General features: G+C 65.1%; 20 protein-coding genes, 1 tRNA gene and 1 pseudogene. 11 read left to right on the top strand and 11 right to left on the bottom strand.

What is annotated here, in order from left to right:
- Positions 1 to 88: 88 nt before the first annotated feature.
- The gene (locus RAD16_RS02980) at positions 89 to 1,507 is read right to left on the bottom strand and encodes a M20 family metallopeptidase (RefSeq protein ID WP_458156382.1); all 1,419 of its coding nucleotides are present in this window, start codon (positions 1,505 to 1,507) and stop codon (positions 89 to 91) included.
- Positions 1,508 to 1,792: 285 nt separating this feature from the next.
- Here RAD16_RS02980 and RAD16_RS02975 point away from each other — a divergent pair, with 285 nt between their 5' ends.
- The 3 genes from RAD16_RS02975 (at position 1,793) to RAD16_RS02965 (ending at position 4,153) form a co-directional block, all read left to right on the top strand.
- Positions 1,793 to 2,764 (top strand): S1C family serine protease, encoded by a 972-nt coding sequence (locus RAD16_RS02975; RefSeq protein WP_458156381.1) that lies wholly within the window; start codon positions 1,793 to 1,795, stop codon positions 2,762 to 2,764.
- Between the two features lie 29 nt (positions 2,765 to 2,793).
- On the top strand, positions 2,794 to 3,864 hold the full coding sequence (locus RAD16_RS02970; RefSeq protein WP_458156380.1) for a carboxylesterase family protein: 1,071 nt from the start codon (positions 2,794 to 2,796) through the stop codon (positions 3,862 to 3,864).
- An 82-nt stretch (positions 3,865 to 3,946) separates the two neighbouring features.
- Entirely contained in the window at positions 3,947 to 4,153 is a 207-nt protein-coding gene (locus RAD16_RS02965; protein ID WP_448040798.1) for a hypothetical protein, read from the top strand.
- Between the two features lie 95 nt (positions 4,154 to 4,248).
- Here RAD16_RS02965 and RAD16_RS02960 read toward each other — a convergent pair whose 3' ends face one another.
- The 5 genes from RAD16_RS02960 to RAD16_RS02940 form a co-directional block, all read right to left on the bottom strand.
- Positions 4,249 to 4,908: a DsbA family protein gene (locus tag RAD16_RS02960; protein WP_458156379.1), complete on the bottom strand. Its 660-nt coding sequence runs from the start codon at positions 4,906 to 4,908 to the stop codon at positions 4,249 to 4,251.
- An 87-nt stretch (positions 4,909 to 4,995) separates the two neighbouring features.
- Complete coding sequence (locus tag RAD16_RS02955) at positions 4,996 to 5,718, bottom strand: LrgB family protein (RefSeq protein ID WP_458156378.1); 723 nt, start codon at positions 5,716 to 5,718, stop codon at positions 4,996 to 4,998.
- Positions 5,715 to 6,089 (bottom strand): CidA/LrgA family protein, encoded by a 375-nt coding sequence (locus RAD16_RS02950; protein WP_458156377.1) that lies wholly within the window; start codon positions 6,087 to 6,089, stop codon positions 5,715 to 5,717. The genes RAD16_RS02955 and RAD16_RS02950 overlap by 4 nt, the downstream gene beginning before the upstream one ends.
- 34 nt (positions 6,090 to 6,123) lie before the next feature.
- On the bottom strand, positions 6,124 to 6,609 hold the full coding sequence (locus RAD16_RS02945; protein ID WP_458156376.1) for a PaaI family thioesterase: 486 nt from the start codon (positions 6,607 to 6,609) through the stop codon (positions 6,124 to 6,126).
- 3 nt (positions 6,610 to 6,612) lie between these two features.
- Positions 6,613 to 7,041 (bottom strand): acyl-CoA thioesterase, encoded by a 429-nt coding sequence (locus tag RAD16_RS02940; protein ID WP_458156375.1) that lies wholly within the window; start codon positions 7,039 to 7,041, stop codon positions 6,613 to 6,615.
- A gap of 107 nt (positions 7,042 to 7,148) precedes the next feature.
- Here RAD16_RS02940 and RAD16_RS02935 point away from each other — a divergent pair, with 107 nt between their 5' ends.
- On the top strand, positions 7,149 to 7,697 hold the full coding sequence (locus tag RAD16_RS02935) for a TetR/AcrR family transcriptional regulator (RefSeq protein ID WP_458156374.1): 549 nt from the start codon (positions 7,149 to 7,151) through the stop codon (positions 7,695 to 7,697).
- Between the two features lie 43 nt (positions 7,698 to 7,740).
- Here RAD16_RS02935 and RAD16_RS02930 read toward each other — a convergent pair whose 3' ends face one another.
- Positions 7,741 to 8,232, bottom strand: coding sequence for a hypothetical protein (locus RAD16_RS02930; protein WP_458156373.1), 492 nt, complete (start codon positions 8,230 to 8,232; stop codon positions 7,741 to 7,743).
- Positions 8,233 to 8,444: 212 nt separating this feature from the next.
- Between RAD16_RS02930 and RAD16_RS02925 the strand changes: the two genes are divergently transcribed.
- Together RAD16_RS02925 and RAD16_RS02920 are read left to right on the top strand one after the other, a co-directional pair.
- Positions 8,445 to 8,717: a PsiF family protein gene (locus RAD16_RS02925; protein ID WP_458156372.1), complete on the top strand. Its 273-nt coding sequence runs from the start codon at positions 8,445 to 8,447 to the stop codon at positions 8,715 to 8,717.
- Between the two features lie 101 nt (positions 8,718 to 8,818).
- Entirely contained in the window at positions 8,819 to 9,904 is a 1,086-nt protein-coding gene (locus RAD16_RS02920) for an AbrB family transcriptional regulator (protein WP_458156371.1), read from the top strand.
- A 137-nt stretch (positions 9,905 to 10,041) separates the two neighbouring features.
- On the opposite strand, the gene RAD16_RS02915 is transcribed toward RAD16_RS02920, so the two are convergent.
- Positions 10,042 to 10,584, bottom strand: a complete 543-nt coding sequence (locus RAD16_RS02915) for a disulfide bond formation protein B (RefSeq protein ID WP_458156370.1) — start codon at positions 10,582 to 10,584, stop codon at positions 10,042 to 10,044.
- 157 nt (positions 10,585 to 10,741) lie between these two features.
- On the opposite strand from RAD16_RS02915, the gene RAD16_RS02910 reads away from it, so the two are divergent.
- Both RAD16_RS02910 and RAD16_RS02905 read left to right on the top strand, forming a co-directional pair.
- Positions 10,742 to 10,826, top strand: a tRNA-Leu gene (locus tag RAD16_RS02910).
- A gap of 191 nt (positions 10,827 to 11,017) precedes the next feature.
- Complete coding sequence (locus RAD16_RS02905) at positions 11,018 to 11,320, top strand: hypothetical protein (RefSeq protein ID WP_458156369.1); 303 nt, start codon at positions 11,018 to 11,020, stop codon at positions 11,318 to 11,320.
- Positions 11,321 to 11,339: 19 nt separating this feature from the next.
- Here RAD16_RS02905 and RAD16_RS02900 read toward each other — a convergent pair whose 3' ends face one another.
- Positions 11,340 to 11,798, bottom strand: coding sequence for an SRPBCC family protein (locus tag RAD16_RS02900; protein ID WP_458156368.1), 459 nt, complete (start codon positions 11,796 to 11,798; stop codon positions 11,340 to 11,342).
- 84 nt (positions 11,799 to 11,882) lie between these two features.
- Positions 11,883 to 12,362 (bottom strand): DUF6314 family protein, encoded by a 480-nt coding sequence (locus RAD16_RS02895; protein WP_458156367.1) that lies wholly within the window; start codon positions 12,360 to 12,362, stop codon positions 11,883 to 11,885.
- A 107-nt stretch (positions 12,363 to 12,469) separates the two neighbouring features.
- On the opposite strand from RAD16_RS02895, the gene RAD16_RS02890 reads away from it, so the two are divergent.
- Positions 12,470 to 12,703 carry a hypothetical protein gene (locus RAD16_RS02890; RefSeq protein ID WP_458156366.1) on the top strand — a complete coding sequence of 78 codons (234 nt, stop codon included), beginning with the start codon at positions 12,470 to 12,472 and terminating at the stop codon, positions 12,701 to 12,703.
- Between the two features lie 55 nt (positions 12,704 to 12,758).
- Here the strand turns inward: RAD16_RS02890 and RAD16_RS02885 are convergent.
- Positions 12,759 to 12,941: pseudogene (locus RAD16_RS02885) on the bottom strand (helix-turn-helix transcriptional regulator); the annotation flags it as partial.
- 93 nt (positions 12,942 to 13,034) lie between these two features.
- Between RAD16_RS02885 and RAD16_RS02880 the strand changes: the two are divergent.
- Entirely contained in the window at positions 13,035 to 13,283 is a 249-nt protein-coding gene (locus RAD16_RS02880; protein ID WP_458156365.1) for a GCG_CRPN prefix-to-repeats domain-containing protein, read from the top strand.
- 255 nt (positions 13,284 to 13,538) lie between these two features.
- Positions 13,539 to 16,370 (top strand): DUF2235 domain-containing protein, encoded by a 2,832-nt coding sequence (locus tag RAD16_RS02875; protein WP_458156364.1) that lies wholly within the window; start codon positions 13,539 to 13,541, stop codon positions 16,368 to 16,370.
- Positions 16,371 to 16,454 lie beyond the last annotated feature (84 nt).

Here is a 16,454-nt window from a genome sequence, read left to right as displayed (position 1 = left end):
TCGGCAATCCGGCGTCAAAACACGCCGGATTTCACGTTGCACTGCGGAAAATTTGTTCGCCGGATCAGACGAAGTATCGAGACGAATTCTACGCCACGGACATGGTCAGCGGCGGAGCGACGTGATCCGGCAGCGGACAAATGTAAGGTGTCTTTGCCGTCCGCTTCTTCAGGTCCGCCTTCGCGGCATCGATCAGTTCCGGTTCGACCAGCGCCTTGATTCCGAGCCCGGCCATCGCCTTGGCCGCCTGCACCATCGCCTTGTGGGCGTGTGCGCTCTTGCCCTGCGCCACAACCTGCCAGGTGTGGAACGGCGTGCCGATTGCAACCGTCGGTGCGTGAACCTGCACGGTCGGCACCACCCAGCTCACATCGCCGACGTCGGTCGAGCCGACCAGCGGGTTGCGCTTGGCATCGAGCGGCACCAGGAAGTCGGCCAGCGGCCGATCGGTCGGCTCCATGCCGATCGCGTAATAGACCGACGAGATGTCCTTGTCGGTCAGCGTCGCGCGGATCTGGCTGGCAAAGCCCTCGTCAGCTTCGTCGAAATGCGGCGGTCCAAGCTCTTCCATCACGCGGTGCAGCGCCTGCTCCAGCGGCGTGTTCGGCAGGATGTTGGAGACCGCGGAGATGATCTTCATCTCGACCTTGGTCTCGGTCATCAGCGCCGCGCCCTCGGCGATCTTGCTCACGCGTCCGACCAGCTCGTTCATGCCGGGGAGATCACGGGCACGAATGGAATAACGCACGCGCGCATGCGCCTGGACCACGTTGGGCGCGATGCCGCCGGTGTCGAGCAGCGCGTAGTGCACGCGCGCGTCGCTCGGCATGTGCTCACGCATGTAGTTCACACCGACATTCATCAGCTCCACCGCGTCGAGCGCGGAGCGGCCGAGATGCGGCGAAGCCGCCGCATGCGAGGTGCGGCCGGTAAAGATGAAGTCGGCGCGCGTGTTGGCGAGCGACGGCGTCACCGCCACTTCCCAAAAACTGTGCGGATGCCACGTGATGGCGATATCGGTGTCCTCGAATGCGCCGGAGCGCACCATGAAGGCTTTTGCCGCGCCGCCTTCTTCCGCCGGACAGCCATAATAGCGCACACGGCCGGGCACCTTGTTCTCGGCGAGCCAGTCCTTCACCGCGGTTGCGGCGAGCAGCGCGGCCGAGCCGAGCAGATTGTGACCGCAGCCATGGCCATGGCCGCCGGTCTCGACGGGGCGGTGTTCCGCGACGCCCGCCTCCTGGCTGAGTCCAGGCAATGCATCATATTCGCCCATGAAGGCGATGACTGGTCCGCCCTCACCCCATTCGCCCATCAGCGCGGTCGGGATGCCGGCAACATTCTCGGTGATGCGGAAGCCCTGGTGACGCAGCTCGGCGAGATGCTCGGCGGCGGACCGCGCCTCTGTGTAACACACTTCCGGCGTGCCCCAGACCTTGTCGCTGAGGTCGATGAAACGTGCCTTGATCGTGTCGACGCCACGCCAGATGTCGCTGCGGTTATCCATTTGCTTCGGTCCGTGATCTCTTGGTCAAACGAAGCGGCAATGGTTAGCAGCTTCATTGCAACCCGCCTAGCACCACGCCGGACATCAGCCATGCGGCTGAGGCCGGAATGAGCAGTCGCCCGCCATCTGTGCACGTACCGTTCCTCCGCCTTTCGAAGATTTCACACGGCGTCCTCTGGAATAGTTGGCGAACGAGGCTTTCAAGACGGCCTGCTCCAGCCTAAATTATCCATGCTTCGCACCTCGTTCCGCTGGCGGGGCGACGCACTCAGCCAGGAGAACTCCATGCCCGCCCTGACCGAATGGAGAGTGCCGCCGGCCAATCAGCCGCGTGCGAACGACTATGGTTTCGATCTCGACCGCGCGCTCGCCTCCGTCGTCGGCCTGCACGCCATTATCCCGCCGGATGCGTTCAGCGCCGAGACGCTGGGCACCGAACGCGCCGGCAACGGCGTCGTGATCGACCGTGGGCTGGTGCTGACCATCGGCTATCTCATCACCGAGGCTGAATCGGTGTGGCTGCATCTCGCCGACGGCCGCGTCGTCGAGGGGCATGCGCTCGGCTTCGATTCCGTCACCGGCTTCGGCCTCGTGCAGGCGCTCGGTCAGCTCGACGTCGAGCCCCTGCCGCTCGGCAATTCGGCGGACACCGGGATCGGCGACCGCGTCGTGGTCGGCGGCGCCGGTGGCCGCACGCGCTCGGTCGCGAGCCAGATCGTGGCCAAGCAGGAATTCGCCGGCTATTGGGAATATCTGCTGGACGAGGCAATCTTCACCTATCCCGCGCATCCGAACTGGGGCGGCACGGCACTGCTGAACGAGCATGGCGAGCTGATCGGCATCGGTTCGCTGCAGCTCGAGCGTGAGCGCGACGGCAAGGCCGAGCACGTCAACATGATCGTGCCGATCGACCTCTTGAAGCCGATCCTCGACGATCTGCGCCAGTTCGGTCGCGTCAACAAGCCGTCGCGTCCCTGGCTCGGGCTCTTTTCGACCGAAATCGACAACCGCGTGGTCGTGATCGGGATCTCCGCCAACGGTCCGGCCGAGCGCGCGGAGCTGAAAACCGGTGACGTGATCCTTGCGGTGGACGGCGAGAAGGTGACGAGCCAGACCTCCTTCTACAAGAAGATGTGGGCGCTCGGTGCTGCCGGCGTCGACGTGCCGCTGACCGTACATCATGAAGGCGTCACCTTCGACGTCACGGTGACCTCGACCGACCGCTTCAAGCTGCTCAAGTCGCCGAAGCTGCACTGACATCACCGAACTCAAGTAAGGAAGCGGCGATGACCGAGGCCGTCGTTGACGACATCGTGACCGTGCTGCCGCCGCTGCTGAACGCGCTGGAGGCGCTCGGCTACTTCCAGCGGCATTTGCACCCGCCGGCCTTTGCCTCCGTGATGAACGCCATCGGCGCGCCGGACGAGGCGCTGCAGGCCGCACGCGCGGCGATTGGTGAATGGCCCGAACAATTCGCCGGCTTGCGCAGCCGGCTCGACGCGACCTGCAACGAGACGCTGGCCGCCTTCGCCGGCATTCGCGAGGTCGAGCGCGGCAACGGCGATCTCGTCGCCGTCTTCCGCGCACTGCGTCATCTGCCGCGTGCGCAGGAGGCCCTTTATCCGCTGGCGGCGCAGTTTCCGCCGGTGAGCAGCTTCTTCCTCAACATCGCCAATCGCGAGAACGAGGAACTGCTGGCCCGGCTGGAGACAGGCGCGAGCGAAGACACCGGCATCTTCCACGATCACAACGAGCCCGGCAGCCGCGGCGGCTTCTCGGTCTATGTCCCCGAATATTACACACCTGATCACGCCATGCCGCTGGTGATGGCGCTGCATGGCGGCAGCGGCAATGGCCGCGGCTTTCTGTGGAGCTGGCTGCGCGATGCGCGCAGTCTCGGCGCGATCCTGGTGACGCCGACCGCGACCGGATCGACCTGGGCGCTCATGGGAGACGATGCCGACACGCCGAACCTCATGCGCATCCTCGAGACCGTCCGTAGCCGCTGGAGCATCGATGCCTCCCGCATGCTGCTGACCGGCATGAGCGACGGCGGCACCTTCAGCTATGTCACTGGCCTCGACGGCGCTTCGCCCTTCACGCATCTCGCACCGGTGTCGGCGACCTTCCATCCGCTGATGGCCGAGATGGCTGATGCCGCGCGCCTGCAAGGCCTGCCCGTCTTCATTACCCACGGCAAGCTCGACTGGATGTTTCCGGTGCAGACTGCGCGCCAGACGCAGGCAACGCTCTCGGCCGCCGGCGCCAACGTCACCTATCGCGAGATCGACGATCTCAGCCACACCTATCCGCGCGAGATCAACGCGGAGCTGCTGGCGTGGCTGAACGGAGAATGAACGACCTCTCCTTAGATGCGCCGCATGGCCGCGGAACCATCATGCCGTGCCGACGTTATCGGCGCGACACCGGAGGTTCGACATGCAGACTTTTTTCGGAATGATTTTGGGCGCGCTGCTGCTCGCGGGTGGCGTCTACATCTATGACTCCATGCAGACCTCATCCGTCGCCAATGGCGAGGTCGCGACCACCAATCGCACTATCGTGAACTGGGATGTCGCCAAGGCCGATTGGGATGCATTGCGTGATCGCGCCCACAAGGACTGGGTCCGGATCTCGTCGAAGTAATTTCGACCCGCCAGACATGAACGAGGCGCCGTCGCAGGTTCGCGGCGGCGCCTTTGTGTTGGCTGCGATCGATCCGGCCGGCTCAGTTCATCTTCTCAGTTCATCTTGGCCTTGCGGGCATCGGCGATGACCTGCTCGAACTCGGCCATGCTGAGCACACCCGGCACGCGATACTTGCCGACGATGAAGGACGGAGTGCCGCGGAAGCCGAAGGCTTCGGCCTGCTCGTTGTTGCGCTTCAGGAGCGCATCGATGTCGCTGCCATAGCCGGTGAGATCGCGCTTCAACCGGTCCATGTCGACGCCGGCCGCCGCGAGCAGCTCGTTGATGCGCGGCTCGGTCAGGCGCGAGCTGACGCCCATCATGGCGTCATGGGCCTGATGGTACTTGTCCTGGTATTTCGCTGCGAGCGCGGTCCGCGCTGCCGTGACCGACACCGGGCCCAGAATCGGCCAGTCCTTCATCACCAGCCTGACCTTGCCGTCGTCCTGGACGACCTGGCGCAGCTCGGGCTCGAGCTTGCGGCAATAGGGACAATTGTAGTCGGACCACTCGATGATGCTGATATTGCCATCGGGATTGCCGGCAACGGGAACGTCGGGATCGCGCAGCACCTTGGCTTCGGTGAGCACTTCGTCATCGCCGCCAGCTGCGCGCGCCAGATTGATGCCGCCAGCCGCGAAGGCGCCCGCCCCGATCAACCTCAGCGCCGCGCGGCGCGTCGGCCCAAGGCCCTTAGTCCTGAATCCAGCCATATCTCGTCCCGTTTCGGTCCCATCACCGCAGATACGCATCGGAACCGGGAATTGTTACCGACCATATAGAGCCTTGCCGCCGCAATGTCATCGCACCAGCAGCGTGACGGCCAAGGGGACCAGGAACGAGGTCACCAGGGCGTTCAGGCTCATGGCGATGCCGGAAAAGACGCCGGCGATCTCGTCGACCTGGAACGCCCGGGCAGTGCCGATGCCGTGCGCGGCGAGGCCGGCGGCAAAACCGCGCGCGCGGTAATCGGTGACGCCAGTGCGGTTCATCAGCGGCGTCACGATGATCGCACCCATGATGCCGGTGAGGATCACCGCGACCGCTGCAAGCGAAGGATCCGCGTGCAGCGATTCGGCAATGCCCATGGCAACGCCGGCCGTGACCGATTTCGGCGCCAGCGACAGCACCACGTCGCGCGGCAGGCCGGCGAGTTCGGCCAGCAGCACCACCGACACCACGGCCGTGATGGAGCCTGCAACCAGCGCCACCAGCATCGGCACGATGGAGGTGACCACACGCTTGCGGTTCTCATAGAGCGGCACCGCGAGCGCGACGGTCGCTGGTCCCAGCAGGAAGTGCACGAACTGCGCGCCGGCGAAGTAGGTGGTGTAGGACGTGCCGGTCAGGAGCAGGAACGCTCCGATGATCCACATCGCATGCAGCACGGGATTGGCGAGCGGATGGCGCCGCGTCGCCAGCGAGACCGCTTCCGTGCTCGCATAGACCAGCAGCGTCACGGTCAGCCACAGCAGCGGCGACTGCGAGAGGTAGACCCAGAGCGAGAATGGATTGTCGGTCATTGCTGCTTCAACAGGCGGCTGACGAGGCGGAAGGTCAGCACGGTCGCGAGCAGGGTCACGACCACGGACGCCGCAAGCACGAGGATGATGGCAATGCCGTGCGACGCGAGCAGATCCAGCTTCTGCACGACGCCGACGCCGGCCGGCACGAACAGCAACGACAGGTGCGCGAGCAGGCCCTTGCTCGTCGTCTCGACACCGCCGTTGCGCAATGGCCCGTACGCCAGCAGCGCAAGACGGTCGCGCGCGAGCAAGAGGATCAGGAGCAGCAACAGGCCGAGCACGGGACCCGGCAATGGCAGGCCGAGACCGCGCACGACCACTTCGCCGATCAACTGGCAGAGCAGGATGAGACCAAGACTTCCGAGCATGACCGCCGCATCAAGGAATGCGACGGCGGGCTTGTCAATCGCTGCGCAGCGCGGAGGACGTGCGCGCTGCCTGCGGTGCCTCACGCGGCAGCATCGCCATCAGCGTGCCGGTCATGGTCGCAATCAGTGTGGTCTTTCCGTCGTGCTCGGCAAAGGCCCTGGCCTCGCAGAAGGTCAGCGTCCGGCCTGGCTTGACCACCTCCGCCCTAAAGACGAAGCGTTCGCCGCGGGCGGGCGCGAGCAGCGTGGTTTTGAATTCGACCGTGAGGATATCGGCCTCGGACGGCATCAGGGTGAACGCAGCGACACCACAGGCATTGTCGAGTCCGGCCGTGATGATGCCGGCATGGACGAAGCCGTTCTGCTGCGTGAGCGCAGGCGAGTGCAGCATAGCGAGCTCCACCTCGCCCGGCGCCAGGCGGACGATCACGATGCCGAGCGTGTGCATCGCGGGCTGGCCGTCGAACATGGCGATGGCGGCCGCGCGATAGCCCGGGTTCTTCGGCTCGAACGCGGTCATGGCTCAGGCCTCGACCGGCTCGGCAAGATGCCCCAAAGCGATCTGGCGGATCGCATCCTCGAACGGCGTAGACTTTCGCAGCTTGCGGTCCATGTGCACGCCGGTGATCTCGCAGAACGCGGCGAGCTCGCCGGTCTCTACATTGATCATATCGTGCCGGAAGCGGATCGATTTCTCGCGGATCTCGAGCAGATGGCTGCGGACCTCGACGATGTCGCCGGCGAGCAGCTCGCGCTTGTAGGTGATGTTCTGCTGCACCGCGGCCATGCCCCGGCCGGAGACGCGCAAATAGCCCGGCGTCAGCCCAAGGCGGGCGAACAGATTCCAGTTGGCCTCGTCGAATTTGCCAACATACCACATGATGTTCATGTGGCCGACGTGATCGCACTGCCACGGATAGACCGTGCCGCGATAGGTCGCCTGCTGCTCCATCGCCGTTCCCTGCCCTCGCCTGTCTTTTGATCTTGATACGGTAGCGTATCAGATGCGGGACGCGTTAGCAATACGGCACCGTATCAAGAACCGGTGAGGCTTCCTTCATGAGCGACGGCAAGGGCGATGTCTGGGTCGAGGCGGGGTTTACCGAGCTCGCCCGCGCAGGCGTCGAGGGCGTGCGGGTCGAGGTCCTCGCCAAGAATCTTGGCGTCACCAAGGGCGGCTTCTACCGTCGTTTCGCTGACCGCGCCGCATTGCTCGGGGCCATGCTGGAACGCTGGCGCGAAGGGCGCGCGGCCTCGATCGCGCAGCAGACGAGCCTCGACGGGCAGGAACCGCGCGAGCGGCTCAAGGCGGTCATCCAGCTCTATTCCGAGCGCCTGAACCCGGAAGGCATGGCGATCGAGCTGGCGATCAGACAATGGGCCCGCTCGGACGAGCGCGCGGCGGCCGCCGTGGCGAGCGTGGACGCGGCACGGCTCAAGCATGTCGCCGAACTCTATCGCGCGACCGGCCTCGAGGCCGAGGAGGCCGAGGCGCAGGCCTTCCTGTTCTACTGCTTCATCTTCGGCCAGAGCTTGCTGTTCGTCGAGCGCGGCCCGCGCAAGCGATCGCAGCTCGTGGCGAAATCGGCCGAGAAGCTGTTGGATTAAACGAAATGGCCGGAGCGTTGCTCCGGCCATCGCATCTCGAAGCTCAGGCGGCGCCCTTCAGCTTCTTGTTGCATTCGCTGTAGTAGCCGCCGCCCTTCTCGATCCACTTCATGCCGCCATTACCGTTCGTGGTCTTGTTGGCATTGTACTGGTCGACGCAGGTGTGGAGGCGCGCCTTGCCGGCGGTCTCCTTGGCGTATTTCGGATCGACCGCGTTCGGATAGATCGCGGGGCCGGCCGGCAGGGTCGGCGCGGCAGCGGGAGCTGCCTCTTTCTTGGCCTGTTTCGGCTCGGCAGCAGGCGGAGGCGCGGCCGGAGCAGCGGCAGCCGGTGCCGCGGCAGGCGTTGCATCCGCACCGCACTGGGCCTTGCGGAAGTCATTCCACTTCATGGTGCCGAGCGAGCCGTCCTTCTTGGCGGCCTGATATTTCGCGCTGCACTCCTGCGAGGTCAGCGCCTGCGCCGGCGCGCTCGCCACCAGCGCGGCCAATCCCGACACCGCAACCGCACACAACAATTTTGCCTGAATGGTCATCCCTGTCTCCTCCTTGGTCTTCCCCATGGTCTTGCCTTGGGGGAAGTGAACCGAGGATTGCTATCCTAGCGTGCTGCCGGCTTGCGACAAGGAAGCGATGGCTCCGGCCGCCAAAATATAGTGATCGCGCCGTTCAGATTATTCATGTCGCGTTCAGCAACGCGAGCCGACGTTCCCAGCCTTCGCAATTCTCCCAAGAAGAGTGCAACCCCATGATCCACGCCTCTCGCCTCGCCGCCGTCGCTCTCGCCTCCCTGCTCGTCACCGGCACCGCTTTCGCGCAGACCGCGGCGCCCGCCGCCAAGACTGACGCGGCAGCCACTGCCGACAAGAAGGCTCCGAAGGAGCACTCGGCCGAGTCGCTCGAATGCTCCAAGCAGGCGGACGCCAAGGGCCTGCACGGCAAGGAGCGCAAGAAATTCCGCTCCGAATGCATCAAGACCGCGAAGGCCGGCACCGCCGCTCCCGCTGCCGACAAGAAGTAAATCCGTCACAATACGGCTCACGCGCATCCGTGAGAGGCGCGCGCATTGCGGCATGACATGGCTGCAATTGTGCGCCTCTTGCTGATTTGCGATAAGGTGGTGTGAAGCAAATCACCGCCTCCCTGCCGTTCGAATGGCCAAGCCGTGCCAAGATCTTGAGCACGGTGGAGACACTCGTCATCGGCACCGCCGGCGGCCTCGTGTTTCTCGTCGCGGGCCTTCCCGGCGGACTGATCTCCGGCTCGATGATCGCAGTCGGCATCGCCGCGATCGCCGGCCGCCAGCTGACGCTGCCACCGATCCTGACCCAGACCGTGCTGGTGCTGCTCGGCATCTCCTTGGGCTCGGTCGTCTCGCGCCATCTGCTGCAGCAGGTCGGCGCCTATCCGCTCACCATCGGGCTGCTCGCGCTCGCCACTTTCTGCTCGACCTTCGGCTCCAGCTATTACCTCCAGCGCATCCATGGCTGGGACCGCACCTCGGCCTTCCTCGCCGGCAGTCCCGGCGCGCTGTCCCAGATCACGATCCTGGCGGTCGAGCGCGGCGCCGATTTGCCGGGTATCGCGGTGGTGCAGACCATGCGCGTCATCATCCTGACCGCCGCCCTGCCGATGGTTCTCGCCATCGCGGGCGTCGCGCCGTCCGCCGCGCCGACGCTGACGACGGCGATCGCCTCGCCGCTCGACCTCGTCGAGCTGGTCGCGGCCTCGCTGGCTGCGGCGCTGCTGTTGCGGCTGATCAAATTTCCGGCGAGCTGGATGTTCGGCGCGATGATCGCCTCCAGCGTGCTGCATGGCGCAGGCTGGGTCGAGGGCGGCCTGCCGAACTGGGTGCGTGGTGTAGCGCTGATCGGCATCGGCGCGCTGATCGGCAGCCGCTTCGCGCGCATGCGGATCAAGACGCTCGCCGGCCATATCAACGCGGCGCTCGGCTCGTTCGCGGTCGCCATCGCCGTCTCCGCGATCTTCGTCGGCATCGTCGCGCTCACGACGCAGGTGAAGTTCTCCGACGTCGTGGTCGCCTTCGCACCGGGCGCGATGGACGCAATGCTGGCGCTGGCTCTGACGCTGCACATCGACCCGATCTTCGTCGGTGCCCATCATCTGTCGCGCTTCGTGTTCGTGACGATCGCGACGCCGGGCATCGTGCACCTGTTCGGGCGCACGCAGGACGATGTGGACGATTGACGGGGGCGCCGCTGTTGCAGCGCGCTCCGCTCTCGTAGGGTGGGCAAAGCGAAGCGTGCCCACCAGCGACTTGTACGAATATCGATGAATGGTGGGCACGGCGCGCGAAGAGCGCGCCTTTGCCCACCCTACGGCAGTTACGTCCGCTTCGCCGTCCGCACGAATCCCCACGCGGCGATCGCGGCCATCAGCAGCGAGATCAGCACGTTGTAGCCGGCGAGCGAAAGGCCGAGGAAACGCCACTGCACCTCGTCGCAGCGGACCACCTTCACGGTATCGAGCTTCGACAGCAGATCGGCGGCGCTGCCGAGATTGACGACGGGACCGGAGCAGTCGGTCGGCCCCTTCCAGAATGCCCATTCGACGCCGGAGTGGTAGGTGCCGAGGCCGGCATTGGCGAACGTCACCAGGGTGAGGATCGCAAGGCCGGCGAGCAGCAGCGGCCGCGGCGCGCCGCTCCGCGCCGCAAGCACCGTCAGCGCACCGACCGGGATCGCGAGGTAATAAGCATAGCGCTGCTCCAGGCAGAGCGGACAGGGCAGGATCTCCAGCACGAGCTGGAAGAACCAGGCGCCCGCGATCGTGGCCGCCGCAATCAGTGTCACCGCGAGCGAGGCGATCAGAGCCGGGCCGGTGACCGCCGGTTTGAATGCAGGTATTGCGGCACTCTGGGTCGTCACGGCAGCCTCTTTTCGATGGGTCGCTTTGCAAGGCTCTAACCCCGGCCCATGCGGCTGTCGAGAACGGCCGGGATCACTTTGGCGCGGGTTGACCCCGCCTTGCCCATGGCTATAGTCCGCCGGCTTCGCGACGCCCGCTTTGGGGGGCCGACCGAGGGCCCCTGTGGCGGAACTGGTAGACGCGCTCGACTCAAAATCGAGTTCCGCAAGGAGTGCTGGTTCGATTCCGGCCAGGGGCACCAGCCTTCGCTGCTTCGCAGCTACGGCTGGGCGAGCCAAGGTTCGCACCATCGAGGCGAAGCAGCCAAGGCTGTCCCGCCGAAGCTTTGGCGAAGGCGGACCGTCTCAGCAAGGCCGGACCATCCTTCCCTTCCAATCGTCACATCCCGCCTGTATAAACCGGTAGCTTCTTCTGTAACTCGAAGGAGCTCACATGAACGACCTGCATACGTGGCTTTCCGAACAGCACCACGGACTGCGCACCTTCCGGACATTCCAGCAAAAGCTCGACACGCTCGGCCGGGACGATCCCGATCAGCGCGGCCTCTGCCGCCTGTTGAGCGGCCTCGTCGGCCGCTATGTCGAGGCGTTTGACGAGGCCCCGCTGCCGGTCGAGATCGCCGATGGCGCCTATCACCGCCTGCTGACGCTGGTCGCAAGCATCGATCCGAACGCCGACGCCGACCGCCGGCTCGCCGACATCAACCGCGTGGCGGAGAGCGAGCTCTGGCGGTAACGAGACCCCAGCGCCCGCGCTAGCCTTCCACGGCCCGCTTCAGCATCGCGAGCGCGCTGCGCCAATAGAAGGCTGCGTGCTTCCAGCCCGACTCCTCGCCGATCTCCCAGCCCCGCCCGGAGCGCGGAGGTGACGGCGGCACTTGCTGCTCGACCGTCAGGATCGTCTCCGCAGCCTCGGCCTCGAGCGTCATCGTGATCGTCGACCAGGATTGAGGGACGTCCGGCAGGCCGGAGACGCGCGACCAATAGGCATAGCGCAGCAGCGATGGCGGTTCGATCGCAATGACGCGGCCTTTGTCGCGGTAACGCGCCGTGCCGATGACAGCCTCGATCTCGAAGGGTTCACCGACGCGCCAATCCGTCTTGAAGTGAGCGTTGCGCCATCTGTCGCCTGCCTGGGGATCGGTGATAGCGGCCCACACACGTCCTGGCTCCGCCGCGATACGGATCGATTCCGTCACTGTCTTGAAGGTCATATCCTGGCCGCCCCTGCCGCAAGGCGTTCGTCTTCACCGAACCAATACCTATATCCTGCAGCAACGGCCATCGCACCGGCTCGATCAGGGGAGACGCGTGTAGGTCGTGTTCATCGCGTAGTCCTTGCCCGGGCCTGACGCCACATGACGGACGACGAACGTTCCAACCGGCAGGAACGTGTAGGTCGACCGATACTCGTCGCTCTTGCAGAGATGGCGCGCATGCCCGCTCAGCTCCCCTCCGGAAGATGCGGACAGTCGAATCTCGTGAAACAGCCGCGGCGGATCTTCCCTGAGAAACACCTTGAATCCGTCGTCACTGCTGCTGAAGAGGTATTCGCGTTCGGCCTGCATCGTGGTGCCGTTCGCAAGCGTCAAATATCCCTGCTCGCGATAGGCCAACCGCCGGCTGTCCAGCGGCGCGAAGATCGCAGTACCCTGCATCGTCGCCTGACCTTCGATGACCCGGTTGAGGGACCACGATCCGATCAGCTTTTTCGTAATGTCCGAGGCGTCACCCCAGCTATCGATCGTGGCTGCGTTCATATCTTCAGGCCCGCGCATTAACCAGCCGGTCCAGCCCTTACAGGACCGGCGACGGCGAAGTTCGACTTCGGTGAACCGATACCTATATCCTACCGCAGCGGATAGTGATGCAGCGAGCAGCTTTGATGGCCAGGAGACGCACGACGGAAGCGGAAGCCGACGACCTGCCCCGCTATTTCGTCTGGGTCCGGGGCCTCGAGGGCCCCGAGCCGCAGAAATGGACGGCGATGGATTTCGGCGTCGGTGACTGGAAGCGGCCGCAGGTGCTGGCCTTCCTGGAGCTGCCGGAGGGCGAGCGGCATCTGCCGCTGTCGACGCTGGCGCGGCGCTATCCGCCGCCGCGGATTGAAACATTTTAGGTTCGTAAGGTGGGTTAGCGACGGCCTAACCCGCCTCGTCTGCCTCGACGAAGAGCTACTTCCCTCTCGCCGCCGTCGGCGTCAGCCCGAACCGCCTGCGGAAGCAGCGGTTGAAATACGAGAGATCGTTGAAGCCGCAGGCGAAGGCGATGTCGCTGATGCGGCCCTCGCGGTGGGCGAGCAGGTCGGCGGCCTTGCGCCGGCGGAGCTCGTTAAGGCGCGTGGTGAAGCTGGCGCCGATCGGGCTGATCGACCAGGCGATCGCCGAAGTGCGCGCCGGCATCGCGTTCGCCGCCGGCCATTGAAGCAACGACACTCGGGAGAACAACACATGATGCGCACCCTGCTTGCCGCAGCTCTCGCGCTCGGCGCGATCACCGGCGCCGCCCAGGCCATGCCACTTGCCCCGGTCGCAACAAGCCCGAATGACGTCATCGCCGTTGCCGGCGGCTGCGGAGCCGGCTGGCACCGCGGGCCCTATGGCGGCTGCCTCAGGAACTACGCCAACCCAGCCGCCCATGCCTGCCCGCGCGGCTACCATATCGGCCCTGGCGGCGCCTGCCGTGGTAACGGCAGGTAACAGCCGGGGACGGCCGCTTCGCAATAGCGGCCTTCAAGCAAATAGGACTCAAAGCCCGGCTTGCCCGGCCTTTTCTTTTGCCGACTGTGGCCGAGTTCATAGACGGCCGGGGCAAGACGGCACAATCCTTCTTGCTACCTCAGCGCGATCGCGGATGAAATACATCCACTAATTCACGATGAGATCACGGATGAATTTGAAGGATGTCGCCCGAGCGGGCCTGAGAGCATCCGCCTGAATTTTTCGGAGGAGTCCATGACGGACCAGGACGAGGCGCTACATGGCGGTCCTGCAAGGCCGGACCACACGCATGATGATCCAGAGGTCGCGGCGAATGCACCGGCCGCACCCGACGCACCGGCGCCGAAGCGCAAGCTGGTGCTGTTCGCCGACGGCACGGGCAACGCGTTCACCACCCAGGAATCCAGCGTCTGGCGTCTCTACGAGGCCCTCGACCATACCGAGCCCGATCAGATCGCGCATTACATCAAGGGCGTCGGCACCGCCGGCTGGGCGCTGCTCGCCGCGCTCGACGGCGCCACCGGCATCGGCGTTCCCTCCAACGTCCGCAAGCTCTACCGCTTCCTGTGCTGGAACTGGCGCGAGGGCGACGAGATCTACATCTTCGGCTTCAGCCGCGGCGCCTTCACCGCGCGCACGCTGGCGGCGATGATCTCCAGCCAGGGCCTCGTGCCTGCCGTGATCGGCGACACGCCCGTGTCGCATGCGGAGATGGAGCGCAACGTCAAGGCGGCCTGGCGCGAATATCGCCGGGCCACCGTACCCTGGACCAAGAGCCTCCCGACGATCTGGGTCACGCGCTGGATCCGCGACCTCCTGCTCTTCATCTATCACGGGATCTGTGGACATCGCTCCTATGCCGACGTTCGCAGCAGGATGGGCTTGCGCAAGGACGTCGAGATCGAATTCCTCGGACTGTTCGACACCGTGGAGGCGTTCGGCGTCCCGATCGAGGAGCTCCGCCTCGCCATCGACTGGGCGATCTGGCCGATCTCGTTCCGCAATCACCGGCTGTCGCACAAGGTCAGGCAGGCCTGTCACGCGCTCGCGCTGGATGACGAGCGCACGACCTTCCATCCGCTCCGGATCGACCAGAGCCACCTGGCCGACGGCCAGGTCGTCAAGGAGGTATGGTTCGCGGGCGTCCATTCCGACATTGGCGGCGGCTATCCGGAATCCACGTTGTCCTTCGTTCCGCTGGTCTGGATGGTCGAGCAGCTCGGCGGCAGGCTCCGCTTCCAGAACGGCGAGATCCCGCATTTCAAGGAATATCAATCCGCGATCGGACCGCGGCACGATTCCCGCAGCGGCGCGGCGGTGCTGTACCGCTACGGGCCGCGCCCGATTTTGGCCGGCAGTGAGAATGGCGGCCGGCCCGTCGTGCACTTCGCCGTCATCGAGCGCATGCTGTTCGGATGTGACGACTACGCACCGATCATGCTTCCGGCTGATAGCCTCGTGCTGCTGCCGCGCGAAACGACGCTTCCGGACGGAACGGTGCTGCCGGAAGGAACGCTGCTGCCGCTGCAATCGGAAAAAGAGGACGAAGAAGAGAAGAAGCGCGAGGAAGCCGCCATCCGTGAAGTGATGAAGGCCGCCTATCTGGCAAAGGCGACGGGTCCACGACGCTTGTTGGAGGCCGAAGCCTTCACCACGATGAGCACGCCCGACCCGGCCATGTCGAGCCTGACGCGCGACACGGTGTGGTGGCGCCGCGTGGCGTATTTCTCGCTGCTGTTCATGGTCGCCTTCATCGCGGTCTTTCCGTGGATCGCCCGCGGCCTGGTCGGGTCGTCCGAGGACAATGGCCTCCGGGACACCTGGTTCTTGAAGCTCGTCACCGACGCCGACTGGCTGCTCGGCGCCGTCGTTGCGCCGCTCACCAATATCCTGAGAAACCTGTTGCCGTCCTATGCAGCGCCATGGCTCGACATTGCGACCTATTACCCGGTGCTGACATCGGCGGTGCTGCTGGTCACGCTCTGGGTCTGGAACAAGAACTCCGCGCTGCGCGACAATATCCAGGAGCGCGCGCGGCTCGCCTGGAACACGCCGCGCCGCAAGGCAAGCCGAAAACACATCGCAACGTCCAGCGGCGCGCTCTCCTTCGCCAACTGGATGCGGCACAACGCCGTAGGAGCGCGCAATCTGTTCGCCCGACGGCTCATGCCGATCGGCTTCCTGTTCATCATTTTCAGCTCGGCCTTGCTGATCCTATCCACCAGCACCTTCACCGGCCGCGTCGCGCTCGGCAGGGTCTGCGCGCCGCCGGAGACCACGGATGTCAGCGGCACGCACGCGGAACGCGGCAAGCCGGTCCTCGACGAGCCTTTGACTGCCAGCACCGTGTTCGAAACCCACGACTTCTGCTGGTGGAGCGGTCTCGCCGTCGAGAAGGGCCGCAAATATCGCGTCTGGCTCGACGTCAACGAGCCCTGGTTCGACCGCACCATCATGACCGGCGCGAACGGCTTCCAGACAGATTTGGCGCGTTACATCTTCCTGCCGATGCGCCGGCTCTATGGCGCCGACTGGTTCGAGCCGGTGGTGCGGGTCGGTTCCAAGGGCATGAACGACATCCCGCTCACGGCCGTCAATGTCGAGCCGGCAGACGTGCTGCCGCGCCGGAAGAACCCGACACTTCCAGCCGAGGACGATCTGGATAAGAGCTCCAAGCACCGATATTGGGTCCGCGTCGAGGAAGAGCTTGGCGACAAGGATCCACGCAGCGCGAAACTGGAAGCGCTCGGCGATTTTCAGCCGATTCCGGCCGAAGACCTGCCGGCTGCCGGTGAGGTGTGGAAGGGACAGCATCTGACCGGCCACGTGGTGGCCGAGTTCGTCGCCCCCGATTCCGGCGAGCTGTTCTTCTACGTCAACGACGCCGTCCAGATCTTTCCGACCGTGCTGCCCAACGGCCTAACTCCGCGGTGGCTTGCTCCCTTCCAGGGGCGGACCGAAAAATTCTACGACAACAACAGCGGCACGGCGCGGATCAAGGTGCAGCGGCTTCCGGTGCCGGCGCAACCGGCTGAAAAGCCGGCCCAGAGCGTGTCTGCCCGATAGGAGCCGCCGGGCTGTCGATGCCCCATGATTATGGGTGTCACGGCATCTGCGCTGCGGCTAAACTTGACCTCGCGCCGCGGGGGA

The sequence above is a fragment of the Bradyrhizobium sp. 18BD genome (assembly GCF_054185225.1).
This window is presented reverse-complemented; position numbering and strand designations above follow the sequence as displayed.

What these genes read in the sequence shown, in the direction of transcription:
- RAD16_RS02980 (WP_458156382.1), bottom strand. Translation starts at nt 1,507, where the DNA reads ATGGATAACCGCAGCGACATCTGGCGTGGCGTCGACACGATCAAGGCA.
- RAD16_RS02975 (WP_458156381.1), top strand. Translation starts at nt 1,793, where the DNA reads ATGCCCGCCCTGACCGAATGGAGAGTGCCGCCGGCCAATCAGCCGCGT.
- RAD16_RS02970 (WP_458156380.1), top strand. Translation starts at nt 2,794, where the DNA reads ATGACCGAGGCCGTCGTTGACGACATCGTGACCGTGCTGCCGCCGCTG.
- RAD16_RS02965 (WP_448040798.1), top strand. Translation starts at nt 3,947, where the DNA reads ATGCAGACTTTTTTCGGAATGATTTTGGGCGCGCTGCTGCTCGCGGGT.
- RAD16_RS02960 (WP_458156379.1), bottom strand. Translation starts at nt 4,908, where the DNA reads ATGGCTGGATTCAGGACTAAGGGCCTTGGGCCGACGCGCCGCGCGGCG.
- RAD16_RS02955 (WP_458156378.1), bottom strand. Translation starts at nt 5,718, where the DNA reads ATGACCGACAATCCATTCTCGCTCTGGGTCTACCTCTCGCAGTCGCCG.
- RAD16_RS02950 (WP_458156377.1), bottom strand. Translation starts at nt 6,089, where the DNA reads ATGCTCGGAAGTCTTGGTCTCATCCTGCTCTGCCAGTTGATCGGCGAA.
- RAD16_RS02945 (WP_458156376.1), bottom strand. Translation starts at nt 6,609, where the DNA reads ATGACCGCGTTCGAGCCGAAGAACCCGGGCTATCGCGCGGCCGCCATC.
- RAD16_RS02940 (WP_458156375.1), bottom strand. Translation starts at nt 7,041, where the DNA reads ATGGAGCAGCAGGCGACCTATCGCGGCACGGTCTATCCGTGGCAGTGC.
- RAD16_RS02935 (WP_458156374.1), top strand. Translation starts at nt 7,149, where the DNA reads ATGAGCGACGGCAAGGGCGATGTCTGGGTCGAGGCGGGGTTTACCGAG.
- RAD16_RS02930 (WP_458156373.1), bottom strand. Translation starts at nt 8,232, where the DNA reads ATGACCATTCAGGCAAAATTGTTGTGTGCGGTTGCGGTGTCGGGATTG.
- RAD16_RS02925 (WP_458156372.1), top strand. Translation starts at nt 8,445, where the DNA reads ATGATCCACGCCTCTCGCCTCGCCGCCGTCGCTCTCGCCTCCCTGCTC.
- RAD16_RS02905 (WP_458156369.1), top strand. Translation starts at nt 11,018, where the DNA reads ATGAACGACCTGCATACGTGGCTTTCCGAACAGCACCACGGACTGCGC.
- RAD16_RS02900 (WP_458156368.1), bottom strand. Translation starts at nt 11,798, where the DNA reads ATGACCTTCAAGACAGTGACGGAATCGATCCGTATCGCGGCGGAGCCA.
- RAD16_RS02895 (WP_458156367.1), bottom strand. Translation starts at nt 12,362, where the DNA reads ATGCGCGGGCCTGAAGATATGAACGCAGCCACGATCGATAGCTGGGGT.
- RAD16_RS02890 (WP_458156366.1), top strand. Translation starts at nt 12,470, where the DNA reads ATGGCCAGGAGACGCACGACGGAAGCGGAAGCCGACGACCTGCCCCGC.
- RAD16_RS02880 (WP_458156365.1), top strand. Translation starts at nt 13,035, where the DNA reads ATGATGCGCACCCTGCTTGCCGCAGCTCTCGCGCTCGGCGCGATCACC.
- RAD16_RS02875 (WP_458156364.1), top strand. Translation starts at nt 13,539, where the DNA reads ATGACGGACCAGGACGAGGCGCTACATGGCGGTCCTGCAAGGCCGGAC.